Origin of the sequence: Acidisoma sp. PAMC 29798 (assembly GCF_030252425.1) — a bacterium.
In the GTDB taxonomy this organism is placed as follows: Bacteria; Pseudomonadota; Alphaproteobacteria; order Acetobacterales; family Acetobacteraceae; genus Acidisoma; species Acidisoma cladoniae.
Map to the genome: position 1 here is coordinate 1,545,728 of NZ_CP126994.1, position 14,439 is coordinate 1,560,166.

Below are 14,439 nucleotides of genomic sequence, written 5' to 3' on the forward strand. Positions count from 1 at the left end.
GACAAATCCGCGAGCTTAAAACGTCAACGGCGGCATGAAAATCTTGCTTCATGCCGCCGTTGGTGTATCGATAGATGAGCGGGGAGCCTTGCAGGGCTGCGAACCGCGTCGGAGCACATCAATAATGCGCAAAAACCTCGATAAAATCAACGGCAATGTAGCGCAAGCATCTCGCAAACCGCGTGTTTCCAGGTCCGCCGCCAGGGCAATCGCCGAGCGTGTCGAGGATGCCCGCTCACACGTAATGCTGGAACTCGGCCGGATCTGCAAACACCGAAACGGCTATCTGACCGATGTGCAAGTCGCGGCCATCGCAGCCGTGATGTCCCACGTCACTGCTGCAACGAATGTTCCGGATGAATTGGCTGGCTGGCTGGCCGTCCACGGCGGCAACCTCAAGGATTCCTTCGCCTGGGCGCACAGCCCGATTGGTGTAGCACTCATCGCAGCCGCCTGCACGCGGCCCAAAGACCGCCGTGACCTGCCTGCTGAGGCTTTACGCCGAGTAATGGCAATCAACGATGAAGAGGCCGAGCGTTTAGTCCTGCATCAGCTCGCTCCCAAGCGTGTACGCGACCGAAACCGCAGACGCGCGGAGGGAGTTATGGCCCGCAAAGCTGGGGACAGGGCAGAACCGTGGAAGGAGCGGGGAGTCAGCAAGGCCAACTATTATCGGCAAATCAAGAGGGAGAAAGCGGCAGCCCTTGAGCGTGAGACTTTTCGCGATCCTATTGCGCACGCGCGAGCGACCGCCAGGGATGACTCCTTTTACTTAATAGGATCGCCAGAAGTCTCGCCCCCGTCTCTCCCTCTCACGATAGCCGAACTCCCGACGTCCGAGGGGCGGCGCTATGCCGCACTAGCACTGCGGCTCGGCGCGCAGTGGACGACCTCCAGAGCTACTGCTGAGCCCGACACGTGGTTCGAGGCTGACGCGACACAGGCGGCAGCACTCGAGGACGCGCTGGAGGCGGCTATCTCCTCGCAGCAACGAGTAGCAAACATCGCTCACGCCCGAGGTCAGATCCACCAAGGAGTGGATTGTCAGTCCTGCCCGCCGGACTTCCCGGCGCAGTTGTGGGCGCAAGTGCCAGTAAATTTACGTCTACCGGCATGTGCACACGGAGGCCGCCTCATGTTTCAGGGCTACCCCAAGGTTCAAGCGCTCGCGATCGGAGTTGTGGCGGCTGAACGGGAACTCACTAGGTTTAGGGCTATCTCAGCCGCCTGCCCCGAGGCAGAACCGAGAGACGTGCAGCGGCTAGCCGCCAAATTCTGGGAATTGTCTGTGATAGACGCGGTCGAAGTTGCAGCAGACGAGCTAGCGCAACGGCAGGCTGAAAGCGTTGCCCACCTTGATCCTGCAATCGTCGCCAGGGCGGAACTGATGATGATGCGGCTATCAGACCCACCTTGCCCGAATACGTATCGAGCCTACGCCCTTGAAGCGCTGCAACGAATGCTCATTGATTCTAACCGGTCCCGCAGTAGTCCACTCAGTCTGGTTTCGACGGCTACCATCGCGGGATACCACAGACTGCTCCAGGAACTCGACAACATGGTCGCAAAGCTCACGAACCGCCCGAAACCCGATTTTTAGCCCGAGGACACAAAACAGACGTGTTCTCCGGCTCACTGAGAGCCGTCCCGCACCCTCCGGGTATCGTAGCACCTCAGAAAAACCCTATCCCGAGGGGCACAGACGAAATTTTGTTTCCGGCCGGTTGACCAGAATTGTTTCGATTGTTGCGTGTCCAGGCGCGGGCAGGCGTCGACACGGTGAGGGAGCGATCGCAATTGCGTGAGGTATGCCGTCTACAAGGAAAATCATAATTGTTGACAAGGAAAACCAAAAAATCCTCTGTTGACGTCAGCAGATTTGCGTTTCTATTAGATGGCTCCGCAACCCTAAGGAGCATCTACAAATGACCTCAGTTCACACTGCCAACGGCGGCAACGTTATCCCGCTCAGCGTGCTGCCCTATGCCGCCGTAGGCCCGTTGATGGGCTCTAACCCTGTCCCGCTGGAGCGCATAACCCTCCGGCGGGAGGACCTTTCCGGTCTCGCTCAGGTGCTGCTCGACGGCCATATGGACCTCGCGAATGACGACCCCAGTAGCGTTCCAGAGGCACCGTGGCGCAGTCTGATGCGCGACATCCTGGCTGCTGGACGACGCGAATTCTCAGGCGCCGAACAAATTTGCGCAGATTGTGAGTTGCTGGACGCGCTGTTTTTTGTGTCGCGAGAGGAGGAGGACGGCGAGGAGGACGAGGAGACCTAACGCCCCCCTCCCGCTTCACGGGCGTGTGCCCTCCCCCCAGGGGGAGGGCTTCGCGTGCTCGCCGCTACGCGACTGCGCGTCGGGCCGCGACGGACTGCTGCGCAGCCCTGGCGGCCCGTCGTCACGTCGCGAGATAGTTCGCCACTGTACACGCGCCAAAATACACCCTGGAGTGGCAACGCTATCTGTCCGTTGACTGTTGCGCACGCACCGCCAAAATCGATGTACGACGCAAAATGCTCATAAAGCCGTGCGCGCCGCTCTACGGCAGAATCTAAATACGATCCAGGCATCGGATCGCCTTTGAGGGCGGCGGCAGTGACGATAGCGAGTTCCTCGTCCGACAAATGCTCTTCAATCGCGTGCCAAAGCTCGTGATGTACAGTCGATTTCACCTGCGTCAGGCCTAACGCCGTACGGATCGCGATTAGAGGACTTTGGCCGTGACTTTGGCCGTCAAAATGCCAAGCACACCCGCTCACGCTGTACGTCAGCCGACCGTCCGCGCCCTGGTCCACCTCCCTGAATGCGGAGAGGTCCGGCAGGGGGCCATCCGCTGTTTTCCGAAGCGCTGGTCCCGCCAACACGTGGAGCCACGGCGCGCAACGCGACACTATCTCCGTGATTACTGCGATTTTTGCGTCGAGATATGGCATTAGAGGAGCCGGCGCAAAAAACACGCCGGACTCTCGACACTGCTCAGGTAGCCGTGTTCGGATAGTCCCCCGCCTGACCTTGCCTGCGACGATTTCATACACCGAGCTATCCGTTGCTCGCTCCAGCGCACGCCCCGGCACAGGCTCCGAGCTCATCGGCCGCCCGGTGCTGGCGCGGTGGCTCCCTCACCACCTGGCACTCCAGCTAATACCGGAGGCTCTGGTTCTGGTTCCGGGTCAGGCAGTAGACCGCGCGGCGGCCCTGGTTCCGGACCAGTAATCCGTAAGGGATTCGCCGCTTCGATTGCCAACACTCCTAACTCAGCCAGCTCCGCCAGGGCGGCATCAACTGCGTCGTGCTGCTGCGTTGCTGCCAAAACTGTGAGCCGTTCGTTCCATAAGATAGCGGCGGACCGAGTCATCCCGTTGACTGCCGCAACGTGCATAGGTGACACGGGTGTCTGGTTGGAATGCCGTATCAAAATACCTCGGTCACCCGGAATTTTTTCCCGAATGTACGCGAGGATTGGCACCAGCCGCCACCTCGGGGGTTTCCTGAACAGAGTTCCGGTCTCGGCCATAGCTGCCGTCATCAAACGGGGCATAAAAATCATCGCGCTGAGCATCGCGAGCATGTACGGATGCGTCAAAACCTCCCGCGCTATCTCGAACGCATCCACGGTTTCCGTCCGCTCACGGCGGCGCACGGGCATCGGAATCTTGGCGTCGGGATTGCGCCGTCGCCAACGCCGCTGACGCAGAGCCTCGGAGCGCATCGCCGCCCGCCACGCAGCGATAAGCGACGCTGGCACCGGACGGGAGTCGCCCCACCCTCGCCGCGATCTAATTTGATTCGCGATCCAATTGTCGCTCGGATACCACATTGGGAAATTTTCGCCGTCGTCGGTGACCTCCTCAATCATGGTCTGGTGCCTCGTCAGGCGCAGGGACGTCGGAGATTTCCCACGGTGTTCCGCGTAAAATATCTCGGTCGGTTTCACGGCTAATATAGCTGTTCAAGAAGCGCTGGCCGACACTCTGAAAATTTGGGCTGGCGTCGCCAAGCGCCAACCAGGCCCTTCCCAAAGTGCATAATCGCTGGGTGGTTTGACGTCGAGAGAGCGCCGCCATCTGGCGTTCAAATCTACTAACCGCCGTACGCGCATTGCGTGCACGCAACAGCGCGGCATCCTGCCTCGCTCGCAACGCAAGCAAGTGCTCGTCCACAGATTTCGTTGTCATCTGAAGTCCTATCAGCTCTTCAGACGAAGATACCAAATCGACTACCAAGTAATCCAGAATATCTGTTATTATTTTTGGAATACGCACTCGCAGAATAGGAAGACAAATGAAGACGACGGACATAGACACAGGCGCGGCGTTGACGGGCAGTATCGAGGAGATCAACGCATTCAACGGCGACTTGGGAAACCTTTTCAACGAAATTTTTGGCAGGTCTCTGAGCAAAATAAAAACAACAGTCGAGATAACACTCGACGAAGGTCGAGAAATTACACTGATTTGCAAACACAAGCGTGGTTTTTACAACGAAAGATGACCGAACGGCTTCCGTTTCGGTTGTGGATTCTGATATTGTTGGGGAGAGCCAGCAGAGCCTGCGAAGCAGGCGATATGCTCGCCTTATACATCCGCTTCGCGGAAGTATAGCTCGCAGAAGGAGGACAGCACATGCAAGAGATAGCCGAACACACGCCGAACTTCACAATGACAGACGCCGACTTCGCCTCATATATCGCAGCGATTGCGACGGCTGAGCCCTGGCTTCTCGTTTCTGATAAATGGGAAATCGATGATGAGCCAGACGACATCGAACTCGACTAGCGTCATGAGCGATATAGATTTTGCGGCGGCATGGGCCGAGAGATGGGGCAAGTGGAAAAGATGGACGACGCGACTGCAAGGCGGCGGGCGGCCTATCTATCGCACACCGGACGGCAGAGAGACAGCTCATCAGGACTTCAGCAAACGGCCCGAAGGCGTCTTAATCGGCCTCCAATTTTCGCCGCCGATGCCGTGGCTTCCTGAAGTCCTGATGACAGTCCCTGGCTGCGATGCTTACGATGCCGTCGCGCCCTGGGGGGGAGCGTGTGAACGAGCCTGGATCTCCGGATGTGAGCATCCCGAGCTGCCGTGTGCGGCGCTGGTTCCTGCACGCGATGCGCCTGTGACACGACAGCGCGACGCGTGGGACAACGGACGAATAGTCGGACGGTCGAAATCCGGAGCGGCATATCGCGCATATCTCGCAGAATGCCGTGCCGTCCTCAAAAAATCCGGATGGCATGAAGACGAGATACCGTGAGTCCTGCTCAGCTAGCTTTCTCGCGCATAAATTTCGCCATGGTTTCGCGTTCCGTGCGAGACGGCAACGCCGTAAAAATTGCGGCTTACAACGCCGGAACACGGCTTCAGCACGCTAGAAAGAGATTCGACTTCCGTCACAAAAAGGAGCGCATAGACGGCTGCGTTCTGCTTCCGGAAGGTGCCCCCGACTCTCTGAGAGACCCCGGAATTTTGTGGCGCGCCGTGGAAGAATCCGAGCGCCGTCATGACGCCCAGCTCGCGCGCCAAGTGCTTATCTCAATCCCGAGACAATGCCCGCCCGACCTTCGCCTTGAGCTTCTGAAGGCGGTGGCAAGTCCCTGGGTGTCGATGGGAATGGCATGCCAGATAGATCTCCACTGCCCCACGGCATCGGACGGGGACGAGCAGCCCCACGGACACCTGTTGCTGACCATGCGCGAGGTCGGCCCGGATGGTCTCTTGCGTGTCAAGAATCGAGCTTGGAACGCCATGTTTCGCGAAGAGAACGGCCGGAAAATGCGTTCGGAAATCGACGCGAGAATGAACGCATACCTCACGGCGGCGGGTCTTGATATCCACGTGGACAATCGGTCTCGCGAGGCACAAGGCCTGCCGCGGGAGCTGCCTCCGGAGCCGATAGCCCCGACTGCACACTGGCTGTAAAACAGCGTGCAAAAGTTCCCAGATTCCAGGGGTAAACAGCGTCCAATAGTTTCCACCCTGGTCGTGCGATCATCCGGCATTTTTGCTGGGGAATCTGGGGTGCTGCTCATGGACTTGATTGCCGAGATCCGGCGCCGCCATCTGGTCCGCCACGAGAGCATCAGCTCGATCGCGCGGGACCTTAAGCTGTGCCGGCAGACCGTCCGCCGGCATTGCCGGACCGAAGCCCAGCCGTCCTACCAGCGCAGCCGGCAGCCAACGCCGATGCTGGGAGCGGTCCAGCAGACGCTGGAGACGTGGCTGCGGACCGAAGGGCTTCTCCCGAAAGCCCAGCGCCGCACGGCCCAGCGGCTATTCGAAGGTTTGCAGGCGGAGGGCTACCGCGGCGCCTACGACAGCGTGCAACGTTTCGTGCGGCGCTGGAAGGCGGACAAGTCGGGCCCGGCGCTGGCGCACGCCTTTATCCCGCTGGCCTTCGCACCCGGCGAGGTGTGCCAGTTCGACTGGAGCCATGAGCATGTCGAACTCGGCGGCGTCATGCAGACCATCAAGGTTGCGCATTTCCGGCTGACCTTCAGCCGGCAGATGTTCGTGGTGGCCTACCCACGCGAGACCCAGGAGATGGTCTTCGACGCGCATAACCGCGCTTTCGCCTTCTTCGGCGGGGTGCCCCAGCGCATGGTCTACGACAACCTCAAGTCCGTTGTGGAGACGATATTTACCGGCAAGGAGCGGCAGTTCAATCGGCGCTTCATGGTGCTGGCCAACCACTATCTGTTTGAGCCCGTCGCCTGTACCCCCGCCTCTGGATGGGAGAAGGGGCAGGTCGAGAACCAGGTTGGCAACATCCGCGAATGGCTATTCACGCCGCTGGCCCGTTTTATCAGCTTCGATGCGCTGAACGTCTGGCTGGCCACGCGCTGCCGGGAGCTGGCGCAGCGCAAACACCCGGTAACGCCGGAGCGCTCGATTGCCGCGTGCTTTGCCGAGGAGCAGCCGTCGCTGCGGCAGATCACCGCGACATTCGACGGCTATGTCGAACATATGCTGCGCGTGTCGAGCACCTGCCTGGTGGCGGTGGATCGCAACCGATACAGCGTGCCAGCCGCCTTCGCCGGCCGCGCTGTCTCGGTGCGCACCTCAGCCGCCGGCGTGCGCATCGTGGCCGACGGCGCAATCGTCGCCGACCATGCCCGGCGGTATGGGCGTGATCAACTGATCTGCGATCCGTGGCATTATCTGCCGATCCTGGAACGCAAACCTGGCGCATTGCGCAACGGTGTGCCGTTCCAGCAATGGGATTTGCCCACGCCCATCCGGCTGGTGCGCGACCGCATTCTCAAGCAGCCGAAAGGCGATCGTGCTTTTGTCGAGTTGCTGATGATGGCACGCGAGTTCGGCCTGGAGCCGCTGCAGGTCGCCTGCGAATTGGTATTGGACGGCAATGTCATCACTGCCGCCGTGGTGCTGAACGAGATGCGCCGGCTTGTCGCACCCAGCACGCCCGCCATGCTGAACGTGCCCGACATGCTGAAGCTCCAAACCGAGCCGCGCGCCGATTGCGGCCGCTACGACCACCTGCGCGAGGTGAGCCATGTCATCCACTGATCTTGCTGTTAAGCCTCTTGCCTTGGTTGCTTCCGGCGTAGACCGCCTCGGCCAACTCAGTGCGCTACATCTCTACGGCATGGCTACCGCCTGGAGCGAGTTGCTGGCGGAAGGCCCACGTCGGCCGATGCAGCCCGAGGCATGGCTGGACCGGTTAATCGAAGCCGAGCTTGCCGATCGCCAGGTCCGCAGCCTGCGCTACCAGCTCAAGGCCGCGCGCTTCCCTGTTCATCGCGACCTGACCGGTATCGAATGGGCCGAAACCCCATTGCCGCAGGCGCAAATCGAACAACTGGCGACCGCCGCCTTCATGGCAACCGCGCACAATCTGATCCTGGTCGGCGGCACCGGCACCGGAAAGACCCACATCGCGACGGCGCTGGGTGTCGCTGCCATCCACCAGGGCAAACGCGTGCGCTTCTACAACGCCGTCGACCTGGTCAACCAGCTGGAGCGGGAGAAACAGCAGGGACGCGCCGGCAATCTCGCCCGTCAGCTGGTGCAGACCGACGCCGTGATCATCGACGAACTCGGCTATCTGCCGTTCCCAGCCTCGGGCGGCGCTCTGCTGTTCCACCTGATCAGCCAGCTCTACGAAAAGACCTCGCTGATCTTCACAACCAACCTCTCTTTTGCCGAATGGGTGGGTGTCTTCGGTGACCCAAAGATGACAACCGCACTGCTGGACCGGGTCACCCACCACTGCGACATCCTGGAGACCGGCAACGACTCGTTCCGCTTCAAGCAGCGAAAGAAACAGCCGAAAAACAGCTGAGAAAGTGGAAACTTTTGGACGCTGTTGCCTGGTAACTATTCAACGCTGATTGACAGACATCGCCGGAGAAGCGGGTGGAGTCGTGCGTTGCTGAGCTTTCCCGGCCGATGCTTCAACCGCTTCAAGTCTCACAGAAATATCATCGACGACTTTTAGTCGTTCTTGAAGTCTATTGACGATATCGAAGATATCTTCACTCCCGAAAGAGCGCGGTTTCACACGAGTATCAACATACAGCTCTGGACCTATAGTCTCAGTGTAGCGCTGAAGACGCCCCGTGACCGACGCGAGGGCCTTGGCCTTCGAAAGCACATCACGGAGTTCCCGCGCAACGTCCCTGACCTGAGAACTTGGATGGCTTCCCAGGCTTAGGTTGTCTCGCGCGGACATGATCACCCCATCAATCTCGGCATTAAACCGAGCCACCCGCGATTCGGCTACACGAACGTAAGGGGTCTTGAGGGAAAGCCAAATTTCGCGTGCGCCGAGAATCGAACGGAGGCGGGGAGGGACAACCCTCCTGTAGTGGTAGATTCCTGACCGACGCACGAGCACATCCGACTCCCGATGGAGCAGAAGATGGGGCGTTTGCCCCATTTCCTGGTGATGCTCGGATAAAAGATAATGATTTCAACGTGTTGGCTGGGGGACCTGGATTCGAACCAAGGCTGCCCGGGTCAGAGCCAGGAGTTCTACCGCTAAACTATCCCCCAACAGGACAGTGCGGGCCGAATATCACGCTCCGCGCAGCCGATCAACAGTTCCCTGGGACACCCTCCCCATCGGGGCTACCCGGCCGGGCCTATTGACGCTATTTCAGAGAGATGACGGAAACCCGCGTCCCTCGCACCTGGCAGGACGGTGCTGCGGCAGACCTCGCCGAGGCCGCCCGGCAACTCGGCCGTGGCTCCGTGCTCGTGGTAGGCGATGCCATGCTCGACCGCTATTTCTATGGCGAGGCCCGGCGCATGAGCCCGGAAGCGCCGGTGCCGGTCCTGTCCCTGCAACGCGAACTTTCCATGCCCGGTGGCGCCGCCAATGTCGTGCGCAATATCACCGCCGTGGGGGCCGCCGCCGCCTTCGTGTCCGTGGTGGGGGACGACCCGGCAGGCTCGGACCTCACCGCCCTCATCGGCCGGCAGAGCGGCGTCGAGCCCTGGCTGCTGGTCCAGGGCAGCCGCGTCACCACGGTCAAAACGCGGTTCCTCGCGCATGGGCAGCATCTGCTCCGCGCGGATACCGAGGATCCGGCGCCGCTTGACCCCAGGATCGCCGAGCGGCTGCTGCGCATCGCGACGGACGTGATGTCGGCCACGACCGTCACCATCCTGTCCGATTACAGCAAGGGCGTCCTGGCCGGAGACATACCGGCCCGGCTGATCGAAGCGGCGCATAAGGCCAACCGCCCGATCATCGTCGATCCGCGTGGCTACGACTATCGGCCCTATGCCGGGGCGGATGTCATCATGCCCAATCGGCGGGAATTGCAGGCCGTGACCGGCCTTCCGGCGGAAACGGATGAGGAGATCGTGGTCGCCGCCCGCGACCTGCTCAGCCGATTCGGCATCGGCGCGGCCCTCGTCACCCGCTCCGAACATGGCATGAGCCTCATCACCCTCGCCGAGGCCTGGCATTTTCCGGCCGAGGCGTTGGATGTGCATGATGTCGCCGGGGCTGGGGATACAGTGGCGGCCGTCCTCGCCGCCGGCATGGCGGCCAAGCTGCCGCTTGCCGCCGCCGCGCGCCTCGCCAATGTCGCGGCCGGTATTGTCGTCGGCAAGGTCGGCACAGCCGCCGCCCGGCAGGATGACATCCTCGCCCGCCTGGAACCGGTGAGTGGCAATCGCGCCAAGATCGTCAGCCGGGATGTTGCGGTCGAGCAGGCGGAGCGGTGGCGCCGGCGCGGCTGGCGGGTCGGCTTCACCAATGGCCGCTTCGACCGGCTGCACCAGGGCCATGTGCATCTTTTGGAGCAGGCGCGGAGTGGCTGCGACCGGCTGATCGTGGCCGTGAACAGCGATGCCAGCGCCCGGCGCCTCAAGAACGGCGGCCGCCATATCCGGCCCGAGGCCGACCGGGCGGCCGATCTGGCGAGCCTCTCCTCCGTCGATCTGGTCTGTGTCTTCGATGAGGATACGCCGCTGACCACCATCGCGGCCCTGCACCCGGATCTGCTGGTCAAGGGCTCGGACCATGCGGTGGCCGACATCGTCGGCGCCGACATGGTCGAGGGTTGGGGCGGCACGGTGATGCGCGCGGAGCTGTTGCCCGCTTCCTCGCGCGGGAACGGCCGGTTACCCTCGTCCCACGCATCCTAAGAAGAAGAGGCCAGGTTATGGAACGGATCGAAGCGGGTGGCCTTCAGGTCGCCAAGGCGCTGCATGAGTTTGTGGAGACGCAGGCGCTGCCTGGCACGGGCATCGCCCCCGAGGCCTTCTGGGCCGGGTTAGGGGCTATGGTCGCCGATCTCGCACCCCGCAACCGGGATCTTCTGGGCAAGCGCGATGATCTCCAGGCCGCGCTGGATGCCTGGCATAGGAAGACGCCCGGCCGCCCCGACCCCGCCGCCTATCGCGCGTTCCTGGAGGCGATCGGCTATCTGGTGCCGGAGCCCGCACCTTTCGCGGTGACCACATCGGGCGTGGACGCCGAAATCTCCAGCATTGCCGGGCCGCAGCTCGTGGTGCCCATCACCAATGCCCGCTACGCCTTGAACGCCGCCAATGCGCGCTGGGGCAGTCTGTATGACGCGCTGTATGGCACCGACGCGATCGCGGAAACCGAGGACAGCAAGCGCGGCCGTGGCCTGAACGCCGCGCGCGCGGCGCTGGTGGTGACCAAGGCCAAGGCGATCCTGGATGAGGTGGCGCCGCTCACAGATGGGTCGCATGCCACAGCACCCGGCTATACCGTGGTCGCCGACGCGCTGCATGCCGGCACCGCGACCTTGCAGGACCCGAAAGCCTTCGTGGGCTATCGCGGACCGGCCGAGGCGCCGACCGCCATCCTGCTGCGCCACAACGGCTTGCACCTGGAACTCGTGATCGACCGCGCCCATCCGATTGGGCGCGACGATCCGGCCGGTGTCGCGGATCTCCTGCTCGAATCGGCGCTGACCACGATCATGGATTTCGAGGATAGCGTCGCCGTCGTCGATGCCGAGGACAAGATCGCGGTCTACACCAACTGGCTCGGCCTCATGCAAGGCACGCTGACGGCAAGCTTCGACAAGGGCGGCCGCTCGGTCACGCGCAAGCTGGACGCGGACCGGGATTACATCGCGCCGGATGGTGGCACCGTCACCGTGCCGGGCCGCAGCCTGATGCTGGTGCGCAATGTCGGCTTGCACATGGTCACCGATGCGGTGCTCGACGCCGAGGGCCAGGAGATTCCCGAGAACCTATTGGACGGCGCGGTGAGCGCGCTGATCGCGCTGCATGACCTGAACGCCACGGCCGCCATTCGCAACAGCCGCGCGGGGTCGATCTATATCGTCAAGCCCAAGATGCATGGCCCGGAAGAGGTTGCTTTCGCGAATGAGGTTTTCGACCGTATCGAAGATCTGCTGTCCCTGCCACGCAATACCCTGAAGATGGGGATCATGGATGAGGAGCGGCGCACCAGCGCCAACCTCGCCGCCTGTATCTATGAAGCGCGCAACCGGGTGTTCTTCATCAATACCGGCTTCCTCGATCGCACGGGGGACGAGATCCATACATCGATCGAAGCTGGCGCCATGGTGCGCAAGAACGCCATCAAGGGCACCGCCTGGATCAGGGCCTATGAGGATCGCAACGTCGATATCGGCCTCGCCTGCGGTCTGCGCGGCCATGCCCAGATCGGCAAGGGCATGTGGGCGGCGCCGGACCAGATGGCCGAGATGCTGGTGCAGAAGATCGGTCATCCCAAGGCCGGCGCCAATACCGCCTGGGTGCCGTCCCCCACCGCCGCGACGCTGCATGCCTTGCATTATCATCAAGTCGATGTCGGAGCGCGGCAGACGGAGATTGCCACCCGCGCGCCATCGTCACTCGACACGCTGCTGACGAGTCCCTTGTCGGAGGGCGTCAATTGGTCGGCCGAGGATGTGCGGCAGGAACTCGACAATAATTGCCAGAGCATCCTGGGCTATGTGGTGCGCTGGATCGACCAGGGCGTGGGATGTTCGAAGGTGCCGGACATTCACGACGTCGGGCTGATGGAGGATCGCGCGACCTTGCGCATTTCCAGCCAGCATATCGCCAATTGGCTGCTGCATGGTGTGGTGTCCGCCGATCAGGTGAGTGAGACGCTGCGTCGCATGGCGCTGGTGGTGGACACGCAGAATGCCGGCGATCCGCTGTATAGCCCGATGGCGCCGGATTTCGACGGGGCGGCTTTTCAGGCGGCGTCGGAGCTGATTTTCAAAGGGCGTGCCCAGCCCAATGGCTATACCGAATTCGTGCTGCACGCCTGGCGCCGCCGTGCCAAGGCGGGATGAGCAGAGGGTGAGTGATCCTTGATTTTACTTATCGTCATTCGCGGATCCAGTCCGCGAATGACGGTGCAAGCTGGTGCGCGACGCCTGTCACTCGTACCCGATTGGCATTCGGGCGCGACAGTGGTCTTGTAGCGGGACATGAGCGCGCAAAGAGGAATGGCATGACCCGATCATCGACCCTGCTGGCCGCGACGTTTCTCGCGGCCTTGCCGATCCTCTCCGCCCAGGCCGGCGCGCCGGATACGCTGAGCGTCGGCATTCCGCTGGAGCCGCCCGGCCTCGATCCCACGGCGGGTGCGGCTTCGGCCATTCGCGAAGTCACGCTCGCCAATATCTACCAGGGTCTGACGCGTATCGATGCCGCCGGCACGGTCATCCCTGACCTCGCCAAGTCCTGGACCGTCTCACCGGATGGGCTGACCTATAACTTCGCCCTCCAGTCCGGAGTGACCTTCCACGACGGCACCGTCTTCGACTGTTCCATCGTCAAGTTCAGCTATGGCCGCGCGGCCGCGCCCGATAGCATCAATGCCCAGAAGGAACTCTTCGAGCCGATCGCCAAGGTCGATTGCCCGTCGCCGCTCGCCGCCGTCATCACCCTCAAGCGCCCCACCTCGACCTTCCTCTATGGCATGGCCTGGGGCGACGCGGTGATGGTCGCGCCGAACAGTGCCGGCGGCAACAAGGCACATCCCATTGGCACCGGGCCTTTCACCTTTAGCCGTTGGGTGCCGGGTGACCGGATCGAGCTGGTGCGCAATCCGCATTATTGGGGACCGGCGCCGAAACTCTCTGGCGTGACCTTCCGGGTCATCGCCGATCCCGCCGCCGCGACGGCGGCTTTGCTGTCCGGCGCGCTCGATGCCTATCCGGATTTCCCGGCCCCCGAGACGGTGGACAAGTTCCGCCACGATTCCCGCTTCACCGTTGATATCGGCACGACGGAGGGCAAGGTGATCCTCGCCCTCAACAACGCGCGCAAACCCTTCAACGATGTGCGCGTCCGCCGGGCGCTGGCCTATGCCATCGACCGCAAGGCCCTGATCGATGCGACTTATTCCGGCCTCGGCACGCCGATCGGCTCGCATTACACGCCGCAGGACCCGAGCTATATCGATCTCTCCAAGACCTATCCCTATGATCCCGCCAAGGCGAAGCAATTGCTGAGCGAGGCCGGCGTCGGCCCTGGCCTGACGATGACGATCATCCTGCCGCCGCCGAGCTACGCCCAGCGCGGCGGGGAGCTGATCGCCGCCTACCTCCAGCAGGTCGGTATCAATGCCAAGTTGGAATCGGTGGAATGGCCGAAATGGCTGAGCCAGGTCTTCACGCAATCCGCCTTCGACGCGACGGTGATCGAGCATGACGAGGCGCATGACCTCGATATCTATGCGCGGCCGAAATACTATTTCAACTATGACAGCCCCGCCTATAAAGCGTTCTACGCGCAATATATCGCCGCGACCGATGCCGCGACGCAGGCCGATCTTTTGCAGAAGATGCAGCGCCAGCTTGCGACGGATGAGCCGAACGTGTTCCTGTTCGCGTTTCCCAAGATCGGCATCTGGAATGCGCATCTGCGCGGCCTTTGGTCCAATGCTCCAATGCCGATGAATGACGTGACCGGCGTGTCCTGGGCCCCGTGAGCCG

General features: G+C 61.9%; 13 protein-coding genes and 1 tRNA gene. 10 read left to right on the forward strand and 4 right to left on the reverse strand.

The window, feature by feature from the left end; genetic code table 11:
- Positions 1-124 precede the first annotated feature (124 nt).
- Together QP803_RS07385 and QP803_RS07390 are read left to right on the forward strand one after the other, a co-directional pair.
- Positions 125-1,600, forward strand: coding sequence for a hypothetical protein (locus tag QP803_RS07385; protein ID WP_284947141.1), 1,476 nt, complete (start codon positions 125-127; stop codon positions 1,598-1,600).
- A 325-nt stretch (positions 1,601-1,925) separates the two neighbouring features.
- Positions 1,926-2,282 (forward strand): hypothetical protein, encoded by a 357-nt coding sequence (locus QP803_RS07390; RefSeq protein WP_284947142.1) that lies wholly within the window; start codon positions 1,926-1,928, stop codon positions 2,280-2,282.
- 808 nt (positions 2,283-3,090) lie between these two features.
- Here QP803_RS07390 and QP803_RS07395 read toward each other — a convergent pair.
- A complete protein-coding gene (locus QP803_RS07395) occupies positions 3,091-3,861 on the reverse strand; it encodes a hypothetical protein (RefSeq protein ID WP_284947143.1) in 771 nt (256 codons plus the stop codon).
- Positions 3,854-4,303, reverse strand: coding sequence for a hypothetical protein (locus tag QP803_RS07400; protein ID WP_284947144.1), 450 nt, complete (start codon positions 4,301-4,303; stop codon positions 3,854-3,856). The genes QP803_RS07395 and QP803_RS07400 overlap by 8 nt, the downstream gene beginning before the upstream one ends.
- Between QP803_RS07400 and QP803_RS07405 the strand changes: the two genes are divergently transcribed.
- The 5 genes from QP803_RS07405 to istB all read left to right on the forward strand — a co-directional run bounded on the left by QP803_RS07405 (position 4,287) and on the right by istB (position 8,309).
- Positions 4,287-4,496: a hypothetical protein gene (locus QP803_RS07405; protein ID WP_284947145.1), complete on the forward strand. Its 210-nt coding sequence runs from the start codon at positions 4,287-4,289 to the stop codon at positions 4,494-4,496. The genes QP803_RS07400 and QP803_RS07405 overlap by 17 nt on opposite strands.
- Positions 4,497-4,627: 131 nt before the next feature.
- A complete protein-coding gene (locus QP803_RS07410) occupies positions 4,628-4,780 on the forward strand; it encodes a hypothetical protein (protein ID WP_284947146.1) in 153 nt (50 codons plus the stop codon).
- Positions 4,781-5,299: 519 nt separating this feature from the next.
- Positions 5,300-5,926, forward strand: coding sequence for a MobA/MobL family protein (locus tag QP803_RS23970; RefSeq protein ID WP_350356090.1), 627 nt, complete (start codon positions 5,300-5,302; stop codon positions 5,924-5,926).
- A gap of 99 nt (positions 5,927-6,025) precedes the next feature.
- Positions 6,026-7,534 (forward strand): IS21 family transposase, encoded by a 1,509-nt coding sequence (gene istA / locus QP803_RS07420; protein WP_284944277.1) that lies wholly within the window; start codon positions 6,026-6,028, stop codon positions 7,532-7,534.
- Entirely contained in the window at positions 7,521-8,309 is a 789-nt protein-coding gene (istB, locus tag QP803_RS07425) for an IS21-like element helper ATPase IstB (RefSeq protein ID WP_284944276.1), read from the forward strand. Before istA ends, istB begins: the two co-directional genes overlap by 14 nt.
- Before the next feature lie 39 nt (positions 8,310-8,348).
- On the opposite strand, the gene QP803_RS23975 is transcribed toward istB, so the two are convergent.
- Together QP803_RS23975 and QP803_RS07430 are read right to left on the reverse strand one after the other, a co-directional pair.
- On the reverse strand, positions 8,349-8,906 hold the full coding sequence (locus tag QP803_RS23975; protein WP_350356070.1) for a DUF6538 domain-containing protein: 558 nt from the start codon (positions 8,904-8,906) through the stop codon (positions 8,349-8,351).
- Between the two features lie 42 nt (positions 8,907-8,948).
- Positions 8,949-9,022: transfer RNA gene (locus tag QP803_RS07430), tRNA-Gln, on the reverse strand.
- A gap of 111 nt (positions 9,023-9,133) precedes the next feature.
- On the opposite strand from QP803_RS07430, the gene QP803_RS07435 reads away from it, so the two are divergent.
- From QP803_RS07435 to QP803_RS07445, 3 genes are all read left to right on the forward strand, one after another.
- Entirely contained in the window at positions 9,134-10,627 is a 1,494-nt protein-coding gene (locus QP803_RS07435; RefSeq protein WP_284947148.1) for a bifunctional heptose 7-phosphate kinase/heptose 1-phosphate adenyltransferase, read from the forward strand.
- 17 nt (positions 10,628-10,644) lie between these two features.
- Positions 10,645-12,789 carry a malate synthase G gene (locus QP803_RS07440; protein ID WP_284947149.1) on the forward strand — a complete coding sequence of 715 codons (2,145 nt, stop codon included), beginning with the start codon at positions 10,645-10,647 and terminating at the stop codon, positions 12,787-12,789.
- 161 nt (positions 12,790-12,950) lie between these two features.
- A complete protein-coding gene (locus QP803_RS07445) occupies positions 12,951-14,435 on the forward strand; it encodes an ABC transporter substrate-binding protein (RefSeq protein WP_284947150.1) in 1,485 nt (494 codons plus the stop codon).
- The last annotated feature ends 4 nt before the right edge of the window (positions 14,436-14,439 follow it).

What these genes read in the sequence shown, in the direction of transcription:
- QP803_RS23970 (WP_350356090.1), top strand. Translation starts at nt 5,300, where the DNA reads ATGGTTTCGCGTTCCGTGCGAGACGGCAACGCCGTAAAAATTGCGGCT.
- QP803_RS07445 (WP_284947150.1), top strand. Translation starts at nt 12,951, where the DNA reads ATGACCCGATCATCGACCCTGCTGGCCGCGACGTTTCTCGCGGCCTTG.
- QP803_RS23975 (WP_350356070.1), bottom strand. Translation starts at nt 8,906, where the DNA reads ATGGGGCAAACGCCCCATCTTCTGCTCCATCGGGAGTCGGATGTGCTC.
- QP803_RS07400 (WP_284947144.1), bottom strand. Translation starts at nt 4,303, where the DNA reads ATGTCCGTCGTCTTCATTTGTCTTCCTATTCTGCGAGTGCGTATTCCA.
- QP803_RS07405 (WP_284947145.1), top strand. Translation starts at nt 4,287, where the DNA reads ATGAAGACGACGGACATAGACACAGGCGCGGCGTTGACGGGCAGTATC.
- QP803_RS07390 (WP_284947142.1), top strand. Translation starts at nt 1,926, where the DNA reads ATGACCTCAGTTCACACTGCCAACGGCGGCAACGTTATCCCGCTCAGC.
- QP803_RS07395 (WP_284947143.1), bottom strand. Translation starts at nt 3,861, where the DNA reads ATGATTGAGGAGGTCACCGACGACGGCGAAAATTTCCCAATGTGGTAT.
- QP803_RS07385 (WP_284947141.1), top strand. Translation starts at nt 125, where the DNA reads ATGCGCAAAAACCTCGATAAAATCAACGGCAATGTAGCGCAAGCATCT.
- QP803_RS07435 (WP_284947148.1), top strand. Translation starts at nt 9,134, where the DNA reads ATGACGGAAACCCGCGTCCCTCGCACCTGGCAGGACGGTGCTGCGGCA.
- QP803_RS07440 (WP_284947149.1), top strand. Translation starts at nt 10,645, where the DNA reads ATGGAACGGATCGAAGCGGGTGGCCTTCAGGTCGCCAAGGCGCTGCAT.
- istB (WP_284944276.1), top strand. Translation starts at nt 7,521, where the DNA reads ATGTCATCCACTGATCTTGCTGTTAAGCCTCTTGCCTTGGTTGCTTCC.
- QP803_RS07410 (WP_284947146.1), top strand. Translation starts at nt 4,628, where the DNA reads ATGCAAGAGATAGCCGAACACACGCCGAACTTCACAATGACAGACGCC.